21 protein-coding genes are annotated in these 22,550 nt (G+C 54.2%); 12 read left to right on the top strand and 9 right to left on the bottom strand.

Annotated elements, in window-relative coordinates:
* Positions 1-10: 10 nt before the first annotated feature.
* Positions 11-739 (bottom strand): DUF3891 family protein, encoded by a 729-nt coding sequence (locus tag LWL52_RS14865; RefSeq protein ID WP_242921274.1) that lies wholly within the window; start codon positions 737-739, stop codon positions 11-13.
* A gap of 812 nt (positions 740-1,551) precedes the next feature.
* Positions 1,552-2,529, bottom strand: coding sequence for an NAD-dependent epimerase/dehydratase family protein (locus LWL52_RS14860; protein ID WP_242921272.1), 978 nt, complete (start codon positions 2,527-2,529; stop codon positions 1,552-1,554).
* A gap of 391 nt (positions 2,530-2,920) precedes the next feature.
* On the opposite strand from LWL52_RS14860, the gene LWL52_RS14855 reads away from it, so the two are divergent.
* The 3 genes from LWL52_RS14855 to LWL52_RS14845 all read left to right on the top strand — a co-directional run bounded on the left by LWL52_RS14855 (position 2,921) and on the right by LWL52_RS14845 (position 5,604).
* A complete protein-coding gene (locus tag LWL52_RS14855) occupies positions 2,921-3,943 on the top strand; it encodes a hypothetical protein (RefSeq protein WP_242921270.1) in 1,023 nt (340 codons plus the stop codon).
* 53 nt (positions 3,944-3,996) lie between these two features.
* On the top strand, positions 3,997-5,187 hold the full coding sequence (gene kbl / locus LWL52_RS14850; RefSeq protein WP_242921268.1) for a glycine C-acetyltransferase: 1,191 nt from the start codon (positions 3,997-3,999) through the stop codon (positions 5,185-5,187).
* A 216-nt stretch (positions 5,188-5,403) separates the two neighbouring features.
* A complete protein-coding gene (locus LWL52_RS14845) occupies positions 5,404-5,604 on the top strand; it encodes a PLDc N-terminal domain-containing protein (protein ID WP_242921266.1) in 201 nt (66 codons plus the stop codon).
* 218 nt (positions 5,605-5,822) lie between these two features.
* Here the strand turns inward: LWL52_RS14845 and cdaA are convergent, their stop codons facing one another.
* Both cdaA and folP read right to left on the bottom strand, forming a co-directional pair.
* The gene (cdaA, locus tag LWL52_RS14840; protein ID WP_242921264.1) at positions 5,823-6,665 is read right to left on the bottom strand and encodes a diadenylate cyclase CdaA; all 843 of its coding nucleotides are present in this window, start codon (positions 6,663-6,665) and stop codon (positions 5,823-5,825) included.
* A complete protein-coding gene (folP, locus tag LWL52_RS14835) occupies positions 6,662-7,519 on the bottom strand; it encodes a dihydropteroate synthase (protein ID WP_437179364.1) in 858 nt (285 codons plus the stop codon). Before folP ends, cdaA begins: the two co-directional genes overlap by 4 nt.
* A gap of 44 nt (positions 7,520-7,563) precedes the next feature.
* Here folP and LWL52_RS14830 point away from each other — a divergent pair, with 44 nt between their 5' ends.
* The 4 genes from LWL52_RS14830 to LWL52_RS14815 all read left to right on the top strand — a co-directional run bounded on the left by LWL52_RS14830 (position 7,564) and on the right by LWL52_RS14815 (position 10,751).
* Positions 7,564-8,118, top strand: a complete 555-nt coding sequence (locus tag LWL52_RS14830; protein WP_242921262.1) for a DUF1599 domain-containing protein — start codon at positions 7,564-7,566, stop codon at positions 8,116-8,118.
* A gap of 191 nt (positions 8,119-8,309) precedes the next feature.
* Positions 8,310-9,407, top strand: a complete 1,098-nt coding sequence (locus LWL52_RS14825) for a BT_3928 family protein (RefSeq protein WP_242921261.1) — start codon at positions 8,310-8,312, stop codon at positions 9,405-9,407.
* 128 nt (positions 9,408-9,535) lie between these two features.
* Positions 9,536-10,045 (top strand): shikimate kinase, encoded by a 510-nt coding sequence (locus LWL52_RS14820; protein ID WP_242921260.1) that lies wholly within the window; start codon positions 9,536-9,538, stop codon positions 10,043-10,045.
* A 97-nt stretch (positions 10,046-10,142) separates the two neighbouring features.
* Entirely contained in the window at positions 10,143-10,751 is a 609-nt protein-coding gene (locus tag LWL52_RS14815) for a sterol desaturase family protein (protein ID WP_242921259.1), read from the top strand.
* Between the two features lie 101 nt (positions 10,752-10,852).
* Here LWL52_RS14815 and LWL52_RS14810 read toward each other — a convergent pair whose 3' ends face one another.
* From LWL52_RS14810 to LWL52_RS14800, 3 genes are all read right to left on the bottom strand, one after another.
* Complete coding sequence (locus LWL52_RS14810; protein ID WP_242921257.1) at positions 10,853-11,023, bottom strand: hypothetical protein; 171 nt, start codon at positions 11,021-11,023, stop codon at positions 10,853-10,855.
* 421 nt (positions 11,024-11,444) lie between these two features.
* Entirely contained in the window at positions 11,445-12,926 is a 1,482-nt protein-coding gene (locus tag LWL52_RS14805; RefSeq protein ID WP_242921255.1) for an amino acid permease, read from the bottom strand.
* A 597-nt stretch (positions 12,927-13,523) separates the two neighbouring features.
* Entirely contained in the window at positions 13,524-14,591 is a 1,068-nt protein-coding gene (locus tag LWL52_RS14800; RefSeq protein ID WP_242921253.1) for a LacI family DNA-binding transcriptional regulator, read from the bottom strand.
* Between the two features lie 432 nt (positions 14,592-15,023).
* Here LWL52_RS14800 and LWL52_RS14795 point away from each other — a divergent pair, with 432 nt between their 5' ends.
* The 5 genes from LWL52_RS14795 (at position 15,024) to LWL52_RS14775 (ending at position 20,297) form a co-directional block, all read left to right on the top strand.
* A complete protein-coding gene (locus tag LWL52_RS14795) occupies positions 15,024-15,956 on the top strand; it encodes a sugar phosphate nucleotidyltransferase (protein WP_242921251.1) in 933 nt (310 codons plus the stop codon).
* 19 nt (positions 15,957-15,975) lie between these two features.
* Positions 15,976-16,620 carry a carbohydrate-binding family 9-like protein gene (locus LWL52_RS14790; RefSeq protein WP_242921248.1) on the top strand — a complete coding sequence of 215 codons (645 nt, stop codon included), beginning with the start codon at positions 15,976-15,978 and terminating at the stop codon, positions 16,618-16,620.
* A 144-nt stretch (positions 16,621-16,764) separates the two neighbouring features.
* Positions 16,765-17,478, top strand: a complete 714-nt coding sequence (locus LWL52_RS14785; RefSeq protein WP_242921246.1) for a hypothetical protein — start codon at positions 16,765-16,767, stop codon at positions 17,476-17,478.
* Between the two features lie 86 nt (positions 17,479-17,564).
* Complete coding sequence (locus tag LWL52_RS14780; RefSeq protein ID WP_242921244.1) at positions 17,565-18,920, top strand: Gfo/Idh/MocA family protein; 1,356 nt, start codon at positions 17,565-17,567, stop codon at positions 18,918-18,920.
* A gap of 246 nt (positions 18,921-19,166) precedes the next feature.
* Positions 19,167-20,297: a formylglycine-generating enzyme family protein gene (locus LWL52_RS14775; RefSeq protein ID WP_242921242.1), complete on the top strand. Its 1,131-nt coding sequence runs from the start codon at positions 19,167-19,169 to the stop codon at positions 20,295-20,297.
* A gap of 37 nt (positions 20,298-20,334) precedes the next feature.
* Here LWL52_RS14775 and LWL52_RS14770 read toward each other — a convergent pair whose 3' ends face one another.
* Together LWL52_RS14770 and LWL52_RS14765 are read right to left on the bottom strand one after the other, a co-directional pair.
* Positions 20,335-21,402 carry a phosphotransferase enzyme family protein gene (locus LWL52_RS14770; RefSeq protein ID WP_242921241.1) on the bottom strand — a complete coding sequence of 356 codons (1,068 nt, stop codon included), beginning with the start codon at positions 21,400-21,402 and terminating at the stop codon, positions 20,335-20,337.
* Between the two features lie 91 nt (positions 21,403-21,493).
* Positions 21,494-22,519, bottom strand: coding sequence for a LacI family DNA-binding transcriptional regulator (locus LWL52_RS14765; RefSeq protein WP_242921240.1), 1,026 nt, complete (start codon positions 22,517-22,519; stop codon positions 21,494-21,496).
* Positions 22,520-22,550: the final 31 nt, after the last annotated feature.

Raw genomic sequence — 22,550 nt, 5'->3', positions numbered from 1 at the left:
TTAACAGCTTTTATACCTGGGCAAAACGCCATTTGCGGTACTTTACGACTGCTGCGCGTAGGGCGGCGGCCAGCTGGTCATCGTCTTTAAACTGCAGCTGGTTCAGTACCCGGTATTCTACCTGCACCTCCAGCTGGCGCGAACTAAAAGGCCAGGGCTGCACGTGCAGAGCCCCATCGCCTGATTGCCTTATAAAGTAGGTCTGGTTATCCGGACCGGCGGTAATTTCAAGAGCACGTTCGTCGGCGGGCAGCTCCTGCCGGCAAAGTATAAGGGAGAGGCGGTCGCACCATTGCAGGATGGCATACGCTTTTTTAGCTTCCCGGCTGCTGATGTGCAGGTGCCTGCGGCAGGCCTGCTGCAGGGCCTGTTGGTTGTTGAGGAAGATATCAGCCGCTTGGCCGGTGCTCCGCAGCTTTTCATAGAGGAAACTCATGTGCATCGAGGTGAGCAGCGTAACCCATTGGCCCTGAAACGGCACAGCGTGCATCAGGGCTTCGGCCTGTTCCAGGGTTGGCGGCTGCAGCGCGAAATCGGCCGGCGCACCGGCGGGGGTGAGGCCGTCCTTTCCCTGCCATGTTTTCTGGCGGTTGTCGTGGTTGGCAATGGCAATGAGGGTGGCTACCCAGTGCGGGCACTGCAGGTTGGGCTTCAGGTAGTAAGCCAGCTCTGCTGCCAGCACCCCATGTGCCTGCTGGTAAATCACTTCCCAGCCTTCCGGAATGGCGTTTACGATCATAGGTCAGGTTATACGTTGCGCAAGTATAAACTGCCTTTACCGGAGAAAGTTAGTGGGAGAGGGCTGGGATGAGCGTTGCAGGTCCAGGGCCAACCACCCCTGACCCCTCCTTGACTAAGGAGGGGAGCCGGTTATTGTAGTATAAGCGTTGTAGTTTTAGCTTCATTAGCTTGCTCACAAGATCCTTTCAGGATGACAAAAAAGAAGAGGTATGGAGAGTGAGTTTATACTTGAGTAAAGTCTAAGCAGCATAGTTTAGGTGATAACATCCCCCTACCCCCTTCAAAGGGGGACTTCGGCTATTGCTATACTTAGGCTAAGGTTTCATAGCGGCAGCCATCGCGCAGACAGGTCACGACCTGTCCCTACAAGAGGTTAGCATAGTAATAGACAGTAGCTATCGAAAGCTTCCCAGTCCTTGGGTTGAGCGCCTTGGTGTGTTGCGGTGCCCGTCAGGGCAGCCCGCTAGGGCAGCTTCACGCCACAGTGCGAAACGCAAGGACGAGCCCCCGCGGGCTTGGAGCGCTCCAAAGCCAAAGATGAAACAAGAACAAGTATAAGGCTGAGCAAGAACAGTAGCTAACAAGTATAGCAGCAAGTGTAGACCTGAGAACAGCAGCAAGGAATTATAGCCGAAATATTATACTTGAAGAACAGCCACTACCAAGTATAAGCCAAAGTATAAACTATAGCATCCACCGCCAGCAAGTATAACCATAGAACACCAGGGTAAGAATCACCTCATCCTCCCCAAAATAAAAAGGGTGATAACAACACTGCTATCACCCTTTTAAAAAGCTATACTTAACCGGCTACGCCAGCGTTTGCTCCTGCTTCATTTTCTTCAGGTTTACCAGCATGTCTTCTGTCATGGCAGCCAGGTTGTAGGCGGGGTTCCAGTTCCAGTCCTGCCGGGCGGCACAGTCGTCGATGCTTTGCGGCCAGGAGTCTGCGATCTGCTGGCGCGAATCGGGCTTGTAGGTGATCGCGAAATCAGGAATATGTTTCCGGATGGAAGCAGCTATTTCTTTCGGCGAGAAGCTCATGGCGCCCAGGTTATACGAACTGCGCACTTTTACCTGTTCGGCCGGGGCGTGCATCAGGTCCAGGGTGGCTTTCAGGGCGTCCGGCATATACATCATCGGCAGGTAGGTGTCCTCGCTCAGGAAGCACTCATACGTTTCGCCATTCAAGGCTTTGTGGTAAATATCCACGGCATAATCGGTGGTGCCGCCGCCGGGCAGGGCTTTGTAGCCGATCAGGCCCGGATAGCGCAGGCTGCGCACATCCAAACCATACTTTTCGAAGTAGTATTCGCACCAGCGCTCACCTGCCTGCTTGCTGATGCCATAGACCGTGTTGGGGTCCATAACAGTGTGCTGCGGCGTGTGCTGGCGCGGCGTGCCAGGGCCAAAAACGGCAATAGAGCTGGGCCAGTATACTTTGCTTACCTTATGCTCCAGGGCAAGGTCCAGCACGTTAAAAAGGCCGTCCATGTTCAGTTTCCAGGCAAATTTCGGGTTCTTTTCGCCGGTAGCCGAGAGCACGGCCGCCAGGTGGTAGATCTGCTTGAATTTATACTTTGAGGCCAGGTCGGCCAGTACCTTTGGGTCCAGCACATCAACTTTCTCAAAAGGACCGGAATCGCGTAAATCGGCTTGCTTGGGTGCTGAAATATCCGCTGCCACTACATTCGCCCCGCCATACATGTTTCGCAGCTCGAGGGTAAGCTCAGAGCCAAGTTGCCCGCAGGCGCCAATTACCAGTACCGTATCACTCGTGTTTGCCATTGTTGCCATAAATTGTTGCGCAAAGTAACCCATTTCGGGGCAATACTAAAACATAACGACAAAGAAAGGTTTATAGGGCGGCAACTAATAAAAAACGTGTAAAACAGAAAACGCCTGCTATAAAGCAAGCGCTCTCAAGAACTAATCTAACCTTAACTAATCTAATCGTAATCACCTTGCGGACAAAGGTAGGGCAGCAGGTTAAGCTGGAGAAGTGCCCAAAGCAGATTTAACTATTTGTTAATAGGGGCCGCTGAAATCAGAAAGCGCGCCTTCCGCTGTTTCAGGTAATTGAAATTCCTATCTTTGTAAAGAGGACGTCGGGATTTAACGTATGATAGGCCAAACAGACGACCAGGCCGCAGATTTGCCGCTATAGCACTACCTGAGCATGACATTTGAAGAGTACCTGGTAAAGAAACGAATAAATAAAGCAGCTTTTGAAGCGGCAGAACCGGCGCGCTTTGCCGCGTGGCAGGAAATGTATGCCCAGATGCATGCCAATAGCTTTTATGTTTCGACCAAGATGGTCCTCAACAATGTGCGCCTGCGCTACCACCTGGCAGAGGACGAGGTGCCCAAACCGGCTGTTGCTGCCCCTGCAGCGGCTGCGCGTCCTGCCGTAGCGGGCCGGCGGGCTGCGCCACGACCAGCGGCTGATGCTCCACCAGCGCCAGCCGAAGCGCCGTCTTTGCCGGCTGTTCCACAGGAAACACCTGCACAAACACCCGCACCCGCTAAACCGCGCCCTGTCATCCGCCGGCCGGCTGCCATGCAACCACCCACGGCAGCAAGCGAAGAAGCCGCAACAGCAGCAGACCAGGTGCAGCCTGCCGCTTCAGAAACGTCGCCGACAGCGCCACCGGCAGCGCCACGGCCGCGCCCGGTGATAAAAAGGCCCGCCGCTTTGCAAAAGCCAGAGGCGCCTGAGCACGATGCGTCAGCCGAAACGCCGCCGCCAGCAGAAAACGCTGCCGCTACAGCTCCGCGCCCAAGACCTGTGATAAAGCGTCCCGCGGCGCTGCAGAAGCCAGCAGAAGCGCTGCCTCCGGCCCCTCCTGTTGGAGAGGAAAGTCCGGGGCCAACGGCCGGGGAAGGACCCAAGCCGCCGCGGCCGCGACCCGTAATCAAGCGACCGACAGCCCTGCAGCAAACACCTGAAGAGGAAGTAAAAGAAACTACCGGCCAGCAGGAAGCACCTATACCGCAGGCACCGGACGCAGCCGCAACAGAGCAACCACCAAAGCCGCCGCGCCCCCGGCCGGTGATGAAGCGCCCGGCACCAGCCGCAGAGAACAAGGCGGCGCCCAAAGAGGAATTGCCAAAGGAAACGCCTGCAGAAGAAGGGAAGCCTCCGCGGCCAAGGCCCATTATGCGCCGTCCGCCGCCAAAGCCCGATGAAGGAGGCGCTTAACAGGAAAATTCTTCAAACCGAATAACGCGAAACGACTAACGAACAACGATAAAATGTACGGAACCTTAAAAGCAGATTTAGAACAGCAACTGGCCGAAATTCAGGAAGCAGGCTTGTATAAAAAAGAACGCATCATTACCACGCCGCAGGGCGCTGACATTAATACCACGCAGCAGGCCCACGTGCTTAACTTCTGCGCCAACAACTACCTGGGCCTTTCAGCGCACCCGCGCGTAATTGAAGCGGCCAAAGAAGCTATCGACACCCATGGGTATGGGATGAGCTCGGTGCGCTTTATCTGCGGCACGCAGGATATCCACAAAGAGCTGGAACGCAAGTTGTCGGAGTTCCTGGGCACAGAGGATACCATCCTGTATGCGGCGGCCTTCGATGCGAACGGCGGGGTGTTTGAGCCTTTGTTCGATGCCGAATCGGCTATTATCTCGGATGCCCTGAACCATGCGTCCATTATCGACGGTATCCGGTTGTGCAAAGCGCAGCGTTACCGCTATGAGCATAACAACCTGGCCGACCTGGAGGCAAAACTGCAGGAGTCGCAGGGAGCCAAGCACCGTGTGATCGTTACGGACGGCGCTTTCTCGATGGATGGCACCGTGGCGCAGCTGGACAAGATCGTAGCCCTGGCCGAGCAGTATAATGCCGTGTTGCTGGTGGACGACTCGCATGCCACCGGCTTTATGGGCAAGACCGGCCGCGGCACGCACGAGTACCACAACGTGATGGGCAAAGTAGACATCATTACAGGCACGCTGGGCAAAGCCTTAGGCGGCGCGATGGGCGGTTTCACGTCTGGCCGCAAAGAGATCATCGACATGCTGCGTCAGCGCTCACGCCCATACCTGTTCTCCAACTCGCTGGCACCTTCTATTGTGGGCGCCTCTATTGCCGTGCTGGACCTGCTGAGCGCGACCACCGAGCTGCGCGACAAGCTGGAATGGAATACAAAGTACTTCCGCGAGAAGATCACCGAAGCCGGTTTTGACATCAAGCCCGGTGACCACCCGATCGTGCCGGTGATGCTGTACGATGCCCCACTGGCGCAGGAGTTTGCTGCTCGCATGCTCGACAAAGGCATTTACGTGATCGGTTTCTACTACCCGGTAGTAGGCAAAGGGCAGGCGCGCATCCGGGTGCAAATGTCGGCCGTGCACGACAAAGAGCACCTCGACAAAGCCATTGCCGCCTTTACCGAAGTGGGCAGAGAGCTGGGTGTGCTGAAATAAAAAGCATTCGGCTGCCTGGCGTTATCACGCGCAGCTTATACTTGCTTAAAGTATAGAAAAGCCACTCCTGTAGCGGGAGTGGCTTATTTTTTATAACTTGTCCGGATGGCAAAATAATCCCGTACACAAGAGGGGCGAGGCGCAGCATTTTGCTGCAGGAGGGTGAGGTATAAGTGCAATTATCCGGGTTATTGTCTGAAGAAAAAGAAACGGCACATGAATCTGTTAAATCACAATCCTGTTGTATTCTGGCTCATTATTTTAAACTACGTGTTTGTGGTTTACAGCCTTCATCACCTTGTCTTTAAATCGCATTATAACCTGAACCAGCGCCTGACCTGGATGGCCGTGCTATGGATTGTGCCGATCGTAGGGCCTGCTATTTACTGGTTTGCCTGGAACAGGCGCAGCATCTAAAGTATACGGCAGGGAAGTATAAGAAAAGCCATTCCGAGCGGCTATACTTTGCTGCTTGGTTTTCCATCATCCTACCTGCTTATACTTTCCGGTTGGTATACTTGCCAGGCGCTTATTCCAAGTATAGAGCAGGGGAGCAGCCATGGCGGGCCTCTTTTCTGAAAAAAGATTTCTCTTCCTGATCCAGCGTTTCAATTCTGTTACAGCAGCGCTTGTAATTATGCGGCGGTACTGGATTTTTCGGTGGCAGCGGCCGCCGGGCGCTGATCGGTGTCGAAGAGGAACTGGTTGAGCTTAATGCGCAAGTCTGCCGAAGAGAGGTTGCGGAACACTTCACCATTCCGGACCAACGCGATCTGCCCGGTCTCTTCCGATACCACCAGCACAATGCTATCGGTCACTTCAGTGAGGCCGATGGCGGCGCGGTGGCGCAGGCCCATGGAAGCCGGCACATCGTTGTTCTCGGTTACCGGCAGAATGCAGCGGGCCGCTTTGATGCGGTTGTTTGCAATGATCACGGCGCCGTCGTGCAGGGGGCTGTTCTTGTTAAAAATGGACATGAGCAGGCGCTTGGAAATAATGGCATCGATCAGATCGCCGGACTCAGCATAGTATTTCAGTTCCGAGCTTTTGGCAAACACGATCAGGGCGCCTGTGTTTTTGCCGGCCAGCGATTTGGCGGCTTCGATAAAGGGCGTGAGGCTTATTTTGTCGCTCTGCTCGCGGCGCCACGGGAAGCTCCGGAAAAAGCGGTCGTTGTTAAAGGCAGTGGTTTTGCCAATCATCAGCAGGAAGCGCCGTATCTCGGGCTGGAAAAGTATGATGGCCGCCAGCACGCCCACGCCCATAAACTGACCCAGTATAATGGTGAGCAGCTCCATGCCCGCCGCGCGCACCACCAGGTACAGCAGGTAAATAGACAACAGCCCCAGAAAGATCTTCAGCGCCACGCTGCCCGTCAGGAGCTTGTAGAGCTGGTAGAGCAGCACCGTTACGAGCAGGATGTCGATAATATCGAGAAAATTGATCTCTAAAAAACCTATGCTGAATAAGAATATCAAAGTGTTGTTTTCTTGTAAAGTTCGATGGTCTGTTTAGTTTCTTTTACGTCGTGCACCCGTAAAATGGCGGCTCCTTTCATCAACGCCATGGTATTAAGCGCTATTGTGCCGGGCAGTGCGTCGGCCTGGTCGATACCCAGAAATTTATAAGCCATGGACTTGCGCGAAACGCCCACCAGCACGGGCAAGCCAAGTATACGGAACGCCTCCAGGTGCTGCAGCAGTTCAAAATTCTGGCTCACGGTTTTGGCAAAACCAAAACCTGGGTCCACGATAATATCCTTTACGCCAAGCTGCCGCAGCCGGGCTGCCTGCACCTGCAGTTCGTCCAGCACCTCGGTTACGAGATCTTCATATGCGGTCATACTTGCCATGGTTTGGGGCGTGCCGCGCATGTGCATCAGAATGTAAGGCACCTGCAGCCGTGCAACGGTTTCATACATGGCCTCGTCGAGCTGGCCGGCCGAAATATCGTTGATGATGGCGGCGCCGGCGTCAATAGCGGCTTCGGCCACCCCGGCCCGAAAGGTATCCACCGACAGGATCGCCTCCGGAAACGCTTTTACAATGGCTGCAATAGCCGGCACAATGCGCGCCTGCTCTTCCTGCGCCGGCACATCGGCGGCACCCGGGCGGCTGGAGTAGCCCCCGATATCGAGGATATCGGCGCCAGCGGCCAGCATGGCTTCCGCTTTTCGTACGGCCTCATCAGTAGAGTGCAGGCGGCTGCCGGCAAAAAAAGAGTCGGGGGTCAGGTTCAGGATCCCCATGACCTTCGGCGTGTCCAGCTGCAGGATTTTTCCGCGACAGTTGAGTGTGGTTTTTTTGCTAAAAAGCGTATCTTTCGCTTCCAATGGTGCCCTTTGCGTCAAGTGTCTTTAAAATTAAACCTAAAAAATTGATAAGTCAAACACTCCAGGAATATAATCGGGTAATACAGCGCTGCAAGGATACGTTTGTGAAAAAAACGAAGGACTATGGTACCGCCTGGCGTGTGCTGCGGCTGCCTTCCATCACCGACCAGATCTTTATCAAAGCGCAGCGCATCCGGTCCATCCAGGAAAAAGGCAAGCAGCTGGTAGAAGACGACATTAACGGGGAGTTTGCAGGCATTATCAACTACTGCGTGATTGCCCTGATGCAGCTGAGCCTGCCTGCCGATGCCCCCATGAGCCTGTCGGCCGAAGAGGTGGAGCGCCAGTATACGCACCATATCGAGGAGAACATCAAGCTGCTCACGGCCAAGAACCACGACTACGGCGAGGCCTGGCGCGACATGCGTGTTAGCTCCATCACTGATATTATTCTGATGAAGCTCTACCGCACCAAGGAGATCGAGGATAACGAGGGGCAGACGCTTATTTCGGAAGGCGTGGAAGCCAACTACCGCGACATGATCAACTACGCCGTATTCGCCCTGATTTTGTCGGGGTATGCGGAGGAGGTGCAGTAAGGTATAGTTTATACTTGGGTTTATAGTTTGATGCTATACTTGCCATTTGATTTTTGTCATTTCGAGTGTAACGAGAAATCTGCGTTTTAAGCAGGTGTTGCCCCGGATCTCTCCCGTTGTTCGGGATAACAGGAGAGGGTTATAGTATAACGCTCTACCCTTTAAACGTTCTAACTTTTTAACGCATAAGAATGAAGTATATAAGCAGATTCTGCTGGTTTTTTGTGGGCGTGCTGTTCATCTTTTCGGGCCTGATCAAGATAAACGACCCGGTGGGCACGGCCATTAAGCTGGACGAATATTTTGAAGTGTTCGCCACTGACTTCGCCGCCTTTTTCCTGGCCTTTCGGCCGGCAGCCCTGTTCCTGTCCATTTTCCTGAGTGCCTCGGAAATTGTGCTCGGAGTGGCCCTGCTGCTGCGCTGGCGGCTCAAGAGGGTGCTGGTGGCGTTGCTGGCCATGATCGTGTTCTTTACCTTTCTTACCTTTTACTCGGCCTACTTTAACAAAGTAACGGATTGCGGCTGCTTTGGCGATGCTATTAAGCTGACGCCCTGGGAGTCGTTTACCAAAGACCTGGTGCTGCTGGTGATGATCGTGGTGCTGCTGTTCACGCAAAAATACCTGCCGCCGCTTACCCGCCCCAAAACAGGCGCTGTGGTTACGGCGCTGTCTGCTATACTTGCTGTGGGCATAGGCTGGTACGCTTACCAGCACCTGCCGTTCATCGACTTCCGCCCTTACAAGACCGGCAACGACATTCAGGCGCTGATGAAGCCCTCAGCTCCGCTGCGCTACAAGTATGTGATGCTAAAGAACGGGCAGGAGCAGGAGTTTGAAGAATACCCGACCGACGAAACCTACAAGTTTAAGGAGATGGTGGCCATTAACCCCGAAGACGGTCCCCGCATTACAGACTTTAATGTATGGACCGACGAAGGCGACTTTACGCAGGAGGTTTTCACGGGGAACAAGCTGCTGGTCATTGTGCAGAGCACGGCCACAGCAGACCAGAAAGATTTTGATAAGATTAACAAACTGGTGAAAGCTGCCGAGCAGGCCGGCATCCAGCCGATGGTGGTAACGAGCAGCAGCGGACAGGAGTTTGAGATGTTCCGCCACGAGGTAAACCTGGCAGCGCCTTACTACTTCGGTGACGGCACAGTGCTCAAAACCATTATCCGGGCCAACCCCGGGCTGGTGCTGCTGCAGAACGGCGTCGTAAAAGGCAAGTGGCACCACAACGATACCCCGGACATAGCCGAGGTGAAAGGCCTGCTCACCAAATAAGCCCTCTGCGCGTAACGGGTATCCGGCCATACTTGTTCTAAGAACGTATGGTTGGCACCGCTGCGCTCGTGCGCCTGTGCCAACCGGCTCCAGCTAGTCATTTCAATGTATAACCCACCCTCACTATAATGCGGATTTTCTTACTTGGCATGATGGGCAGCGGCAAAACCACGCTGGGGCGGCAACTGGCCGGGCGGCTGGACTACACGTTTGTGGACCTGGATGCGCTGATCGAAGCCCGGCAGGGCCAAAGTATTGCTACGCTGTTTGAGCAGCAGGGCCAGGAGCGGTTCCGCGAGTTGGAACGGGAAGCGCTGGCCGCTGTGGTGCAGGAGCATACGCAGGTAGTGGTTTCTACGGGAGGCGGTGCGCCCTGCTTTTTCGATAACATGGCCTTTATTAACCGGTGCGGGAAAAGCATTTTCCTGGATGTGCCGGTAGCGGAACTGGTGCGGCGGCTGCAACAATCGAACCTGCAGGCTCGGCCCTTGCTGGCAGGTAAAACCCCCGAGGAACTCTCCACTTTTTTAAGCGAAACATTAGCTAAACGGCGGCGGTTTTATGAGCAGGCCACGTATAGGATAGCGAAAGGACCTTATACTGTTGCTATTTTAGAAACACTACTCAACCATCCCTGATGACTCGCGTTATACGGTTATACTTGCTCCGGCTAAGCGTGGCAGAAAATAGTTTTTTGAGTAGTTTTGCGGCAGAAACAAGTATAGAGTAAAACATATGAAACCGAATCACAAAGGCAGCGCGCAGCTTTTCCAGAACCCTATTCTGGAGAAAATGACCCGAACGCATATTGCCATGCCGATCTCCATTTTTATCCTAATTGCCATCGGCTTAATTTATTACGGACTAGCTTACAGCCTGATCAACGTACTGGAAGCCGTTGGCTTCTTTTTCCTGGGTTGGTTTATTTTTACGCTGATCGAGTACCTGGCCCACCGCTATTTGTTCCACATGGATACCAGCACCCCAGGCCGGGCGCGGATGCAATACATCGTGCACGGCAACCACCACGACTATCCTAAAGATAAAAAACGCCTGGCCATGCCGCCGGTGGTGAGCATTTTATATGCCTCAGCCTTTTTCTTTTTCTTCAAGCTTTTCTTCGGGCAGTTTGTGTTTGGCCTGGTGGCCGGCATGTTGTTCGGCTATGCCATGTACCTGTCGGTGCACTATGCCGTGCATGCGTATGCGCCGCCTAAAAATTTCCTGAAAACCCTTTGGATCCATCACAGCATCCACCACTACAAAGACCCGCATGCGGCCTATGGCGTATCGTCGCCACTATGGGATTACCTGCTGGGCACTATGCCCAAACGCAATAGGTAAGGTATGCCGCTACCGTGGCAAAACATCGGAACAACAGTTTTCTGTAACTAAAAAGAGCAGCCCTTGGGCTGCTCTTTTTAGTTTTTATTGTCTGCTTGCTGTTAGCGTCTGAGCTTGCGGAAAAGCCATACGATCAGCAGCACCACAATAACTATCACAATAAGGGCGGTCCACATGCCGGCCTTAAAAATGTCGCCTATCACATCGCAACTGGTCAGCGTACAGGTTAGCAGCACGAGTACGGCCATTAAATAGGGTTGTATATTTTTCATGATCTTAGTGTTAAGGTTTCAGCTGGCTGGTACCACCTGGCAAAGTATAGCCAGCCATTTATATGATAATATTGCCATGTTAGTTATAGTTACTGGCAGAAGGCTAAAAAGGTTAGGCAAAGGATGCTGCGGGCGTTTTCGGAAAGGCTTCAGCCAAAGGCCATTGCTACCCGATGCTTCCTTAACAGTAACCGCCTGGAAGCTCCTTTTCAGGGTATGAGCAGGTGTGGGGCCCTTGAGGTAATGGGCGCGCCTGCAGTATAAACCGGCTATTAGATAAGTATGAGAAGCGCTACCGGCTGTATTTAAAAAAGAAATACCGCCGGTTACCAGGAACCGGCGGTATTTCTTTTACTATAGTATGAAGTAATTTGAAATGAGTTTTAGAAAAGAATCCGGACAGGATTCTTGCTGCCAGGCATCAGACGGTGCTGGCGCCCTCTTTCTGGGCAAGCTGGAGCTTGCTGTGCTTGCGTCCGTAAGCGAAATAGATGACGATGCCGATGGCCATCCAGATGATGAGGCGCATCCAGGTATCAAAACCCAGGTTCACCATCATGTAACCGCAGATCAGAATGCCCAGGATAGGCACAAGCGGAACCAGAGGCGTTTTAAAAGGACGGTTCAGATCCGGGCTGGTACGGCGCAGCACAATAATGCCGGCACAAACGATCACGAAAGCCAGCAGGGTACCAATACTTACCAACTCACCCAGCAAGCCGATCGGGAAGATACCTGCTACGATGCCTGCTACAATGCCAGTCACGATTGTGGTAACGTGCGGGGTGCCAAAGCGGGGATGCACACGGCCGAATACGGCTGGCAACAGCCCGTCGCGTGACATGGCAAAGAAGATACGCGGCTGCCCCATGAGCATAACCAGTACAACAGAAGCCAGGCCGGCCACTGCTCCGACGCCCGTAAAAAAGTATAACCACTTCAGAGCCGGTCCGGCTGCTGCAAGCGCTACCAGCACCGGATCAGGCACGTTCAGGTTCTTGTAAGAGGTTAAGCCGGTCAGTACCAAAGACATCAGTACATACAGCAGCGTGCAAACGCCAAGGGAGGTTAGCATGCCAATGGGCATATCTTTCTGGGGATTTTTTGCTTCCTGTGCAGCCGTACTAACCGCGTCGAATCCGATGTAAGAAAAGAAAACGACAGCAGCACCCTGCACAATACCCTGCCAGCCATAGCGGGCACCTCCTTCACTCAGCACCTCGCGAGCCGGGATAAAAGGCTCCCAGTTGGCGGAATCCACATACTGAAAACCAAAAGCAATCACCAGCAACACGATGGCCACTTTCACGATCACGATCATGTTGTTGAACCGGGCAGATTCCTGGATGCCGATAACCAGCAGTGTCGTCATAACGGCGATCAGCGCAACGGCAGGCAGGTTGATGAGCGAACCGGTTGTAGAAAAAGAGCCGGCTTCATAAGCGAGCGGCGCACTGGCCACTGCCGCAGGAATGGTAATACCGAGTGATTTAAGCAAACTCACAAAGTTACCGCTCCAGCCCACAGCTACTGTAGCCGCGCCAAAGAGGTATTCCAGGATAAGGTCCCAGCCAATGATCCAGGCAATAAATTCACCCAGTGTGGCATAGCCGTAAGTATAAGCGCTACCGGCAATCGGGATCATAGAGGCAAACTCGGCATAGCAGAGGCCCGCAAACAAACAGCCCAGGCCTGCGATAATAAAAGAGAAAACAATGGCCGGGCCGGCGGCATTGGCGGCAGCCGTTCCGGTAAGCACAAAAATGCCCGCTCCGATAATAGCCCCTATACCCAGCATGGTCAGGTTGGTGGCCGTTAGCGTCCGCTTGAGCCCGTGCTCACCGCTATCGGATTCTTGCATCAGTTTTTCAACCGATTTGGTGGCAAAAATATTTTTTTCCATAAATAGTTAGTTAGTGTATTTAAGCGTGTTAGTAAGTGGCGATGGTAGAAGATTGAAAGATAGAAGACATTGGTTAATTTCGACTAATTTATTTTAATCAAGTTCGGAATATACTTGCCGGCGCATCCCTTATGTGCGGTACAGAAACAGGTATGCACCAGGGAAGTACAGATTTAGCGCAACAAGTATACTTATAAATCTGCCAAAAACCTGATGCCGTTCCCCGAAATACTATTATCGGCGCCTGTTAAACTACCACAGCATACTTCCTGCCTGCCTGGGACAAAGAGACGGCAGCCCAGTATGCCATAGCAGGATGTCGCAAATCCAGTCAGCTGGGTAAGTATAAACCGGTAAAGACAGCTCCTGGTGTAGCAGAGAGGCGGGCAGGGAGTTGATATGCTGTGCTTTGGGGCATAAACCCGGGCAGCTGCATGGCCCTGGCAAAGCTGCAGTTATGTAGCTGGTGCAGAAGGAGGCAAAGTGCAGCCACATAAAAAAGCCACTTAGCAGTTTTACCTGTAAGTGGCTGATGAGAAAAATTTGCCCTCCCGGAATCAAAATAAAGCCCCTGTTGCCTACAGGCGAGAAACGGGCTTATTTGTCGGCTTCAATGTAGTACTGCAGGTTTTCTTTGGTAATGATGTCGAGGGGGAGGTACTTGATGGGGTTATTCAACTTCTGGAACACGAGGTGATCCGCCAGACCCTGAATGCCCCAGTAACCCTGTCCTTTAGGGTTCTGGTTGATTAAGAACTGGATAACTCCCTGGTTGAGAAAGTGCAGGTTCTTTTCCATGAGATCGTAGCCCACCAGGTGTACCTGGTGCCGTTGCCTGCGTTGCAGGTGTTCTGCCACTATACTTGCCTTCGAATTCGTCACAAACAAGCCCCGGATGTTGGCTACGTCAGCAAACAGCTGGTCAAGTTGCCGGGCAATGGCGGTTTCGGAAGTGCTTTGTAAGTCGATTTGTATCACCTGGTAAGCGCCTGTGGTGGCCTGGCTTGCAAAATAGTCTCTGAACCCCTGCTCTTTGTGCAGCAGGTGCGACGAATTGAGGATGTCCTCTTCGATGTGCGCTACCACAAAGGTAGCCGGATCCGGGCAGCCATAGTGCAGCAGCTTGCCTGCCAGAAAGCCGCTTTGGTAAGAGTCCTGCCCAATATACATCAACGGCTGGTAGTCTGGTATCTGCGTGTTAAAGAGCACAACCGGAATGGCAAGCGCTTGCCATTGGGTAAAGAAAGGCAGCGACTGCCGGTGAAAAATCGGTGCCAACAGAATGCCATCGGGCGCGGCCGCTGTAACCTTCTCCGCTTCCTGCAGAAAGGAGTTTACCTGGAAAGGATCAAAAATATACTCTGTTACCCGAATGCCATATTGTTTTAGCTCCTCAACTGCTTTCCCGATGCCCGCTTTTGGGGCCTGCCAGTAGCTATCGGCGGCAGGGTCGGGGATGAGAGCCGCAATATCATAGATCTTTTTACTCACAAGCGCCCGGGCCAGCACGTTGGGCTTATAGTTGAGTTCTTCCGCAATTTTTAGGATCCGTTCCCGCACCTCCTCCGACACCCGCCCTCGGTTGTGCAGCACCCGGTCTACCGTGCCGGTCGATACGTTGGCCTTGGCGGCAATGTCCTTGATCCTGATAGTATGATTCTCCACGTTTGATGCAGTTAAAGTGAGGCCAACGGCTCCCGCTGTCCTTGTTTGCAAACATACCAAATTATACGGATGCTCCCACCCAGCTATTGAAAGTATGGCAGGCCAGGCCCAGCGACTCCCGCTCCTTCGTCCGGCCTTTTACGGGTACAGGAAATAGATACGGCGCTGAGAAAGCCCGGGCACCAGCTCCGGAGGTAAAGCTGCGTTTGCCTGCACGCAGCCTGCGTGTTCGTAAACGTTTGTTTATTTTGCTTGCTAAGTTAAGTTCAAAAGTCTATTTTAGCACACCTGCTTTCAAGGTTAAAGTAGCTGGACCACGGTTGTTTTGGCCCGCCGCCAACGCAGCAGATACAGCAACCCTGCCTTATGAAAGGCAGTCCACAGGAGGGCCACGCGCCTGTCTCATTTATTTGTTGAAAGGAAAGTAAATAGATGCAAAACGAACCCACTTTATTAGTGCTGGCAGCCGGTATGGCGACACGCTACGGCAGCCTGAAGCAGATGGCAGGCTTTGGTCCTCATGGCGAAACTCTGCTGGATTATTCTGTCTATGATGCGCTGAAAGCCGGATTTGGCAAGGTCGTGTTCGTGATCCCCAGGTCGGCAGAGGAGGCGTTTAAAGCGGGTGTAAGGCAGCGTTTACCGGCTGGTCTAGCGGTGGCGTATGTGGTACAGGAGCTGGACATGTTGCCCCAGGGCTTTGTGGTACCGGAGGGGCGTATCAAGCCCTGGGGAACCGCGCATGCCGTTTGGGTAGCAGCTCCCGAGCTGCAGGGCCCGTTTGCGGTGATCAATGGCGACGATTTCTATGGCTATACCTCCTTTAAGCTCGTGGCAGATTTCCTGCAGCAAAGCACCGATGACAAAGCATACAGTTTGGTGGGTTTTAAGGTAGAGAACACGCTCTCAGAGCATGGTGCCGTGTCGCGGGGCATTTGCAGCCTGGATCCGGAAGACTACCTGCTTTCGCTGACGGAACAGACGCACATTGTGCGCACGGACACCGGCATTGCGGTGCAGGAGCCTGGCGGCCAATCGCACCTGCTGGGAGCAGGAGAAGTGGTGTCGATGAACCTGATGGCCTTTAAGCCTTTGGTGTTGCCTTACTTTGAGGCGGGGCTGCGAAAGTTTCTGCAGGAAAACAGCGACAAGCCCACGGCAGAGTTCTACCTGCCGGATGTGGTGAACACGCTGGTGCAATCGGGCGAAGCCAGGGTAAAAGTGCTGCACACGCCGGAGAAATGGTTTGGCGTGACCTACCCCGGAGACAAGGCCACAGTGACGCAGCGCCTCCATGACTTAATAAAGGCGGGGGTATACCCCGAAAACCTGTGGGAGGATGCCGCCTTGCCCGCTCTTACCTAACCGTACGAAAGTCCTAAAAATGAAAATACTGGATATTCCACGCTTGCCTCACTTGCACGTTAACAGCCCGCTGCCGCAACTCACCGAGGTTCTGGACGCGCTCCCACGGCATGCCATTGGCAGCGCCCCCTGGGCCGTAACCGACCCGGTGGCCGAGGCCGCCTTTGCAGTGGGCCATAACGAGGATTGCCTCTTTCTAAAATATTTCGTGAGAGAAGATGCCATACAGGCCAGGTACCGCCAGACGAACGATACGGTGTATAAAGACAGCTGTGTTGAATTTTTTATAGCATTGCGGGGGGAGCAGGCCTACTATAACTTCGAGTTTAACTGCCTGGGCACTTGCCGGGCAGGCTTTGGGGCCAGCCGCGATGGCAGAGCACTTTTGCCCGAACACCACCTGGCGCACGTGCGGCGGTGGGCAGCATTGAAAGTTTCCTCGCAAGAGACGCCTAAAGCAAGCTGGCAACTCACGCTGGTTATACCCCCACAGGTATTTGCAGCGCACCAACTCACGAGCTTGCTGGAAGAGCAGGTATCCGTGAATCTTTTTAAATGTGGCGACGAACTGGCAGAGCCACACTATCTGGCGTGGAACAGCATCGAGGCGCCGCTGCCCAACTTCCACCTGCCGGCTTTTTTTGGAGAGGCGCGGTTTTGGTAACCATCAAACGTAAAAGCCCCGCCGCCAAAGCAGGAAAAGCTCAGGGGGCTGAAGGATAAACTGGTAGCGGGTGTGACAAGATAAAGGACAAACCTGCTGTAGCAGCAAGTATAAAGGCCGCTTCCGCTTAGAAATAGGAATTCAATGGACCGAAGAGAGAGTTTAAGGGCATTGCTGTTAGGCGGGTTTCCAAATGATCCGGCCCCTGGCGCCACGCTGCCGGAGCGAGAAGAAACGCATGCCCTAATAACAACCAACTCCTTCCGGAGCCGGTGGGAAACATTGCCTGATGCCGCCAGCCCCGGAGAAGCCTTCAGGGCATGGCCCCCTGAGGACTGGCTTGTGCAGGAAGGGGAACTGCTGTGCCGGGGCGGAGGCCCGGACCGAACGGTGCAGCTGCTTACGCATCGGTTGTCGGAGCAGGAAGGCGCTTTTATACTTAGCACCCAGATCCGGTTCTGGATGGGGGCAGCAGCAGTAGAGGCAGGCTGGCGGATAAGTATAGCGGGCGGTGGCGTGTTAGATGTAGGAGTGCAGCGAGGGGGAGAGCTCTTTATCGGTACGGTGCAAAGCAACAGGATTATACCCGGGGAAAAGCTGCAACAGCCTGTGCGGCTCCTCTTAAAGGTATGGCCACTGCCACAAGGCGGCTGCCATGCCAGGCTTACCGCGCTGGATACCTATGGCAACACGCTCTGTGTCCTTAAATCAACCCAATATGGGGCAGAAAGCTGGCAGGGGAGCATTGCGTTGCTAAGCCATTCTCCAGTGGCAGGCGACAGGTCTGGCAAGGAAGTGAGCTTTAGATATTGGGAGGCAGCAGGCGAGAGACTGGTGGCGCAGGAGCACCCAGAATAGAATGAAGGACCGCAGATAGCGCCTTGATCAGAACGATTTATACTATAAAAATAAGCAAAGCCGGAGTGATCTATACCTGAAAAAACATGATGAACAGAAGAAAATTTGTACGCAACACCAGCCTTTCTGCCGCAGCCCTGTCTGTGCTGCCTGGCCAGAATCTGTTTGCCGCTAAGGCCAAAGACAAAGTGAAAATAGCCCTTATCGGCACAGGCCTGCGCGGCCAGAACCACCTGGACCTGCTGCTCCGCCGCGACGATGTGGACTTGGTGGCGATCTGCGACGTAAGCGACCGCATGCTCGGCATGGCGAAAGAAGCGATACAGAAGAGCGGAAAGCCGATGCCGAAGATCTTCACCGGCGACGACTACGCCTGGAAGCGAATGCTGGAGACCAAGGGCCTGCAGGCTGTGGTGATCGCTACCCCATGGGAGTGGCACAAGCCGATGCTGCTTGGCGCTTTGGACGCCGGCCTGAAGTATGTGGCCACCGAAGTGGTGCTGGGCATCACGCTGGATGACCATTGGGAGGTGGTGCACGCCGCTGAGCGGCATAATGCCCATGTGATGATGCTGGAAAATGTGTGCTACCGCCGTGATGTGATGGCCGTGCTGAACATGGTGCGCCAGGGTGTGTTTGGGGAACTGCTCCACCTGCAGGGAGGCTACCAGCACGACCTGCGCGAGGTGAAGTTCAACGACGGGGAGCATGCTTATGGCCATGGGGTGAAGTTTGGCGAAGACGCCTTCTCCGAGGCCCAATGGCGCACGAACCACTCCGTGCACCGCAACGGCGACCTTTATCCTACGCACGGCGTCGGACCGGTGGCCCACTACATCAATATCAACAGGGGCAACCGCTTCCTGACGCTCAACTCTTATGCGACAAAAGCACGCGGGCTGCACAAGTATATCGTTGACCGGGGCGGTGAGAACAATCCCAACGCCAAGGTAAAGTTCAGTCTCGGCGATATCGTTACGACCACGCTGGGCTGCGCCAATGGCGAAACGGTCCTCCTGCAGCACGACACCAACTCGCCGCGCCCTTATTCCCTCGGTTTCCGGGTGCAGGGCACCGAAGGACTTTGGATGGACGTGAACAACTCCATCTATGTGGAGGGCAAAAGCAAGCCGCACCAGTGGGATCAGGCTAAGGAATGGCTCGACAAGTATGATCACCCGCTCTGGAAAAAGTATGGCAACGATGCTCAGGGTGCAGGCCACGGCGGCATGGACTTCTTCGTGATCCATGCGTTTGTGGAAGCTGCCAAACGCAAAGAGCCAACCCCGATGGACGTATACGACGCTGCTGTCTGGAGCGCGATCACACCTTTAAGCGAGCAGTCTATTGCGCTGGGTAACGAAACGGTGGAGTTCCCGGACTTTACCGGTGGCAAATGGATGCAGCGCAAGCCAATATTTGCGCTGAACGACGACTATTAAGCTGGTTTATACTTCCTGTTGCGCTAGGTAGACCCAGGAACACAGGTTGAGAGCGGAAGGGGTATACTTTCGTTTGTTCGTCCGGCTGAAGCGGTGCAAATTGCTTCAGCCTTTTAGCATCAACAAGGCAGGAAAGCGTCTGTTCCTGTTGATGCTAAAAGGCTGGTGCGTCCTTTTTATGCTGATCGTTTTTTGTTCCTATACTTGCCCTTTGTGCCGCCATTGTTACACCATATTACTACTGCCATGCGCCTGACGCTTTTCTGCCTGCTCCTCATGTTGCCTTTTTTTGCCTGCCGCCGGGAGAAGCCGCAAACTAAAACAGAAGTTGCCAGGACTGCCGGTTCCGAGGAGACCTCCTGCCACAGCCACATGCCGCAGCGCTTTGCCGCGCTGACCGCTGCTACGGATAGCGGCGGGTATGCCGCAGAAAAGGCCCTGTCGCATGAAGGGATGGTATGGGTAAAGGGCGGCACTTTTCAGATGGGTGCCACCGACAATGAGGGGCGGCCCGACGAGTATCCTGCCCACACGGTGAAGCTGGACGGCTTCTGGATGGACGTAACGGAGGTGACCAACGCGCAGTTCGCCGCCTTTGTAGCGGCTACCGGCTACCAGACCGTGGCCGAGCGCAAACCTGATTGGGAAGAGCTGAAAAAGCAGCTACCGCCCGGTACACCTAAGCCCGCTGACGAGTTGCTGGTGGCGGCCTCGCTCACCTTTAGCCCGACCAGCCAGCCTGTGCCGTTAAACGATGCTTCGCAATGGTGGCGCTGGACGCCCGGTGCCAGCTGGCAGCACCCGCAGGGCCCGCAGAGCAACATCAAAGGAAAAGAAAACTACCCCGTAACCCAGGTGGCCTGGGAAGATGCTGCCGCCTATGCCCGCTGGGCAGGCAAGCGCCTGCCTACCGAAGCAGAGTGGGAGTATGCGGCCCGGGGCGGCCTGACAGGTAAGAAGTATAGCTGGGGCGATGAGGAGGTGGAGGCCGGCAAGCCAAAAGCCAATACCTGGCAGGGCAGCTTCCCGAACCAGGATGCGCAGTGGGACGGATTTGCAAGCGTAGCGCCGGTCAAATCTTTTCAACCAAACCGCTATGGTCTTTATGATATGGCAGGAAATGTGTGGGAGTGGGTGAGTGACTGGTATACCGAAGATTACTATCAGATGCTGGCCGGTAAAGTGTCGGAGAACCCGCAGGGCCCGCGTAAAAGCTTTGACCCGCAGGAGCCCACGGTGCCTAAGAAGATAACCCGCGGCGGCTCCTTTATGTGCAACGCCTCTTACTGCAAAGGCTACCGCGTAACATCAAAAATGAAATCCTCGCCAGATACGGGGCTGGAGAATACAGGCTTCCGGTGCGTGGCCTCCAGGTAAATTACCGGCAGTGCAGTTGTCCCGACATCGCCCTGTATTAGCTTTTTTCTTTCCGGAAAGTTCTTACGATATCAGTAAAGCGCAGTTCCGCTTCCGTATACCTGCGCAGCAGCATAAACTGGTTTTGAGCCCTCACCAGGTTCTGGCCGGCATAGGTGGTGGCATAGTAGGTGTCGCCGTTCAGGAAGTCGGCCAGAAAACGGATGGCCTGCATGTAGATCATAAACTTGCCCGCATACAGCAGCAGCTCCTTCTCCGCCTCCGTCAGCACATCGGCCATCTCCGTAAAATACCCTTCTATGATCGCCCGGAAATAATCTTCGCGCACCGTCACTTTTGTCAGATCCTGCACTTCCTCATTGGCCGGCGAAAGGTAGGTGCGCATCATATCACCCAGGTCGCTGATGAAATAGCCAGGCATCACCGTGTCCAGGTCGATTACGCAAAGTCCTTTGTCGTGCTGGTCAAACAGCACGTTGCTGATTTTGGTATCGTGGTGGATAACGCGCTTGGGAATACGGGGATCCGCCACCATCGCTTCATACGTTTGCACCAAATGCTGTTGTGCAAAAGCATCCGTTATAGCCTGCCGGGCATCGGCCAGTCTACTGGCAGGTGCCGCCGCATGGGCCTGCTCCAGCTGCTGGTAGCGCAGCGCGAGGTTGTGGAAGTCGGGCAGCGTATACTTCAGCGTGGCCGCATCGAAAGTATGCAGCAGCCGCGTAAACCTGCCGAACTGGCGCGCTGCCTCAAACGCCTGTTGCCTGTTTGTTACTGTGTCGATGGTGCGCGAGCCGCTTACGTAGAGGCTTAAGCGGAAATAGTCTCCGACCTGGTTCTGCACCAGCACGGCGCCCGTAGCGGTAGCTATAGGCGATACGAACAAGTACGCAGGTGCGTGCCGGTCCAGGAAGCGACCAATTTGCACGATGTTATCGGCAATATCCTGCGGAGACCTGAACACGTGGGCGTTGATCTGCTGCAGAATATAGGCCTCGTGCGGGCCTGTTACTTTCCAGGTATGGTTTATCAGGCCGGAGCTCAGCTTCTGAATAGTGAAATTCTCAGCGTCCAGTCCAAAAGCGGTCAGTATCTCGTGCAGCATTCCTGTCGTGTTTTTTATAGATCAAACATACTCAATTATTGCGTTACCTTTTTGCGCAAACGTTTGAGTGGTTATAAGCAGGCGCGCGGCGTCAGCTCTTTTTGTTCTCCACCAACTGCGATGGGACCGTTACCTGGTAATAAGCCTGCCGGGCTTGCGGCTCGCTGTCCTCCTCCCGGGCCAGCAGGTCGAGCAGGATCTCTGCGGCTTTCTGCCCCTGCTGATAGGGGAACTGCTCCACCGAGGCAATAGGCGTCATGTCCATGTAATGGGCCAGGGGCAGGTTGGCATAACTTACAAATTCCGGCTGCTCCACCAGGGCAAGGCTTCGGGTGTGTTTGAGAGCGTAGAGGGCTACATAGTCGTTGAAGGTGACAATGGCGGATACCTTTCTCCTGCTGGCCAGCAGCTGGTTTAGCGCCGCAATGGTTCCCTGTTCTGTCAGGTCGCTGGGCACCACCAGCGTAGGGTCATACTTGAGCCTGTTCTTCGTCATGGCCAGGATATACCCTTCGCGCCGCTCGTTGCTGGCATGCAGGGTGGCAGGCCCGTTTATCATGCCAATGGCGCGGTGCCCTCTTTTAAGCAGGTAACTGACTGCCTCCACGGTGCCGGTTACTAGGGTGGAGGCCACGTAATGGATGCGCTGCAGCGGCGGTACCCGGTCGAAGAACACCACGGGAATATTGTACTGGCTCAGTTTGTCGAAGTGGTCGAAAGAGGCCGTTGTCTTGGCCAGCGATACCAGCAGCCCGTCCACGCGGTGGTTTTTCATTTTCTCCACCAATTGCTTTTCCTTCTGCGCATCGTCGTGCGACTGCGCCAGCAGCACGGTATAGTTATGTTTGTAGGCTGTTTCTTCGATGGCGCTTACCGCCGAAGAAAAAAAGGCCTCGGAGAGCTCCGGCAAAATAACGCCGATGGTATACGTTCTTCCTTTCTGAAAGAAAACAGCCGTTTGGTTGCGCTCATACTTCAGCTCCCGGGCCAGTTGCTGCACCTTCTGGCGCATAGGTAAGCCGATGCTGAGATGGTTATTGAGGGCACGGGATACGGTGGAGACAGAAACCTCCAGTAACCGGGCGATTTCTTTGATGGTCACAGGCTTTTTCGGCATCAGACAGGGCAATGTATTGCCTGAAAGATAC

Origin of the sequence: Pontibacter liquoris (assembly GCF_022758235.1) — a bacterium.
GTDB lineage: Bacteria > Bacteroidota > Bacteroidia > Cytophagales > Hymenobacteraceae > Pontibacter > Pontibacter liquoris.
This window is presented reverse-complemented; position numbering and strand designations above follow the sequence as displayed.

What these genes read in the sequence shown, in the direction of transcription:
- LWL52_RS14845 (WP_242921266.1), top strand. Translation starts at nt 5,404, where the DNA reads ATGAATCTGTTAAATCACAATCCTGTTGTATTCTGGCTCATTATTTTA.
- LWL52_RS14785 (WP_242921246.1), top strand. Translation starts at nt 16,765, where the DNA reads ATGGACCGAAGAGAGAGTTTAAGGGCATTGCTGTTAGGCGGGTTTCCA.
- LWL52_RS14805 (WP_242921255.1), bottom strand. Translation starts at nt 12,926, where the DNA reads ATGGAAAAAAATATTTTTGCCACCAAATCGGTTGAAAAACTGATGCAA.
- LWL52_RS14860 (WP_242921272.1), bottom strand. Translation starts at nt 2,529, where the DNA reads ATGGCAAACACGAGTGATACGGTACTGGTAATTGGCGCCTGCGGGCAA.
- LWL52_RS14825 (WP_242921261.1), top strand. Translation starts at nt 8,310, where the DNA reads ATGAAGTATATAAGCAGATTCTGCTGGTTTTTTGTGGGCGTGCTGTTC.
- kbl (WP_242921268.1), top strand. Translation starts at nt 3,997, where the DNA reads ATGTACGGAACCTTAAAAGCAGATTTAGAACAGCAACTGGCCGAAATT.
- LWL52_RS14775 (WP_242921242.1), top strand. Translation starts at nt 19,167, where the DNA reads ATGCGCCTGACGCTTTTCTGCCTGCTCCTCATGTTGCCTTTTTTTGCC.
- LWL52_RS14865 (WP_242921274.1), bottom strand. Translation starts at nt 739, where the DNA reads ATGATCGTAAACGCCATTCCGGAAGGCTGGGAAGTGATTTACCAGCAG.
- LWL52_RS14820 (WP_242921260.1), top strand. Translation starts at nt 9,536, where the DNA reads ATGCGGATTTTCTTACTTGGCATGATGGGCAGCGGCAAAACCACGCTG.
- LWL52_RS14810 (WP_242921257.1), bottom strand. Translation starts at nt 11,023, where the DNA reads ATGAAAAATATACAACCCTATTTAATGGCCGTACTCGTGCTGCTAACC.
- LWL52_RS14790 (WP_242921248.1), top strand. Translation starts at nt 15,976, where the DNA reads ATGAAAATACTGGATATTCCACGCTTGCCTCACTTGCACGTTAACAGC.
- LWL52_RS14780 (WP_242921244.1), top strand. Translation starts at nt 17,565, where the DNA reads ATGATGAACAGAAGAAAATTTGTACGCAACACCAGCCTTTCTGCCGCA.
- LWL52_RS14765 (WP_242921240.1), bottom strand. Translation starts at nt 22,519, where the DNA reads ATGCCGAAAAAGCCTGTGACCATCAAAGAAATCGCCCGGTTACTGGAG.
- LWL52_RS14795 (WP_242921251.1), top strand. Translation starts at nt 15,024, where the DNA reads ATGCAAAACGAACCCACTTTATTAGTGCTGGCAGCCGGTATGGCGACA.
- LWL52_RS14815 (WP_242921259.1), top strand. Translation starts at nt 10,143, where the DNA reads ATGAAACCGAATCACAAAGGCAGCGCGCAGCTTTTCCAGAACCCTATT.
- LWL52_RS14855 (WP_242921270.1), top strand. Translation starts at nt 2,921, where the DNA reads ATGACATTTGAAGAGTACCTGGTAAAGAAACGAATAAATAAAGCAGCT.
- LWL52_RS14770 (WP_242921241.1), bottom strand. Translation starts at nt 21,402, where the DNA reads ATGCTGCACGAGATACTGACCGCTTTTGGACTGGACGCTGAGAATTTC.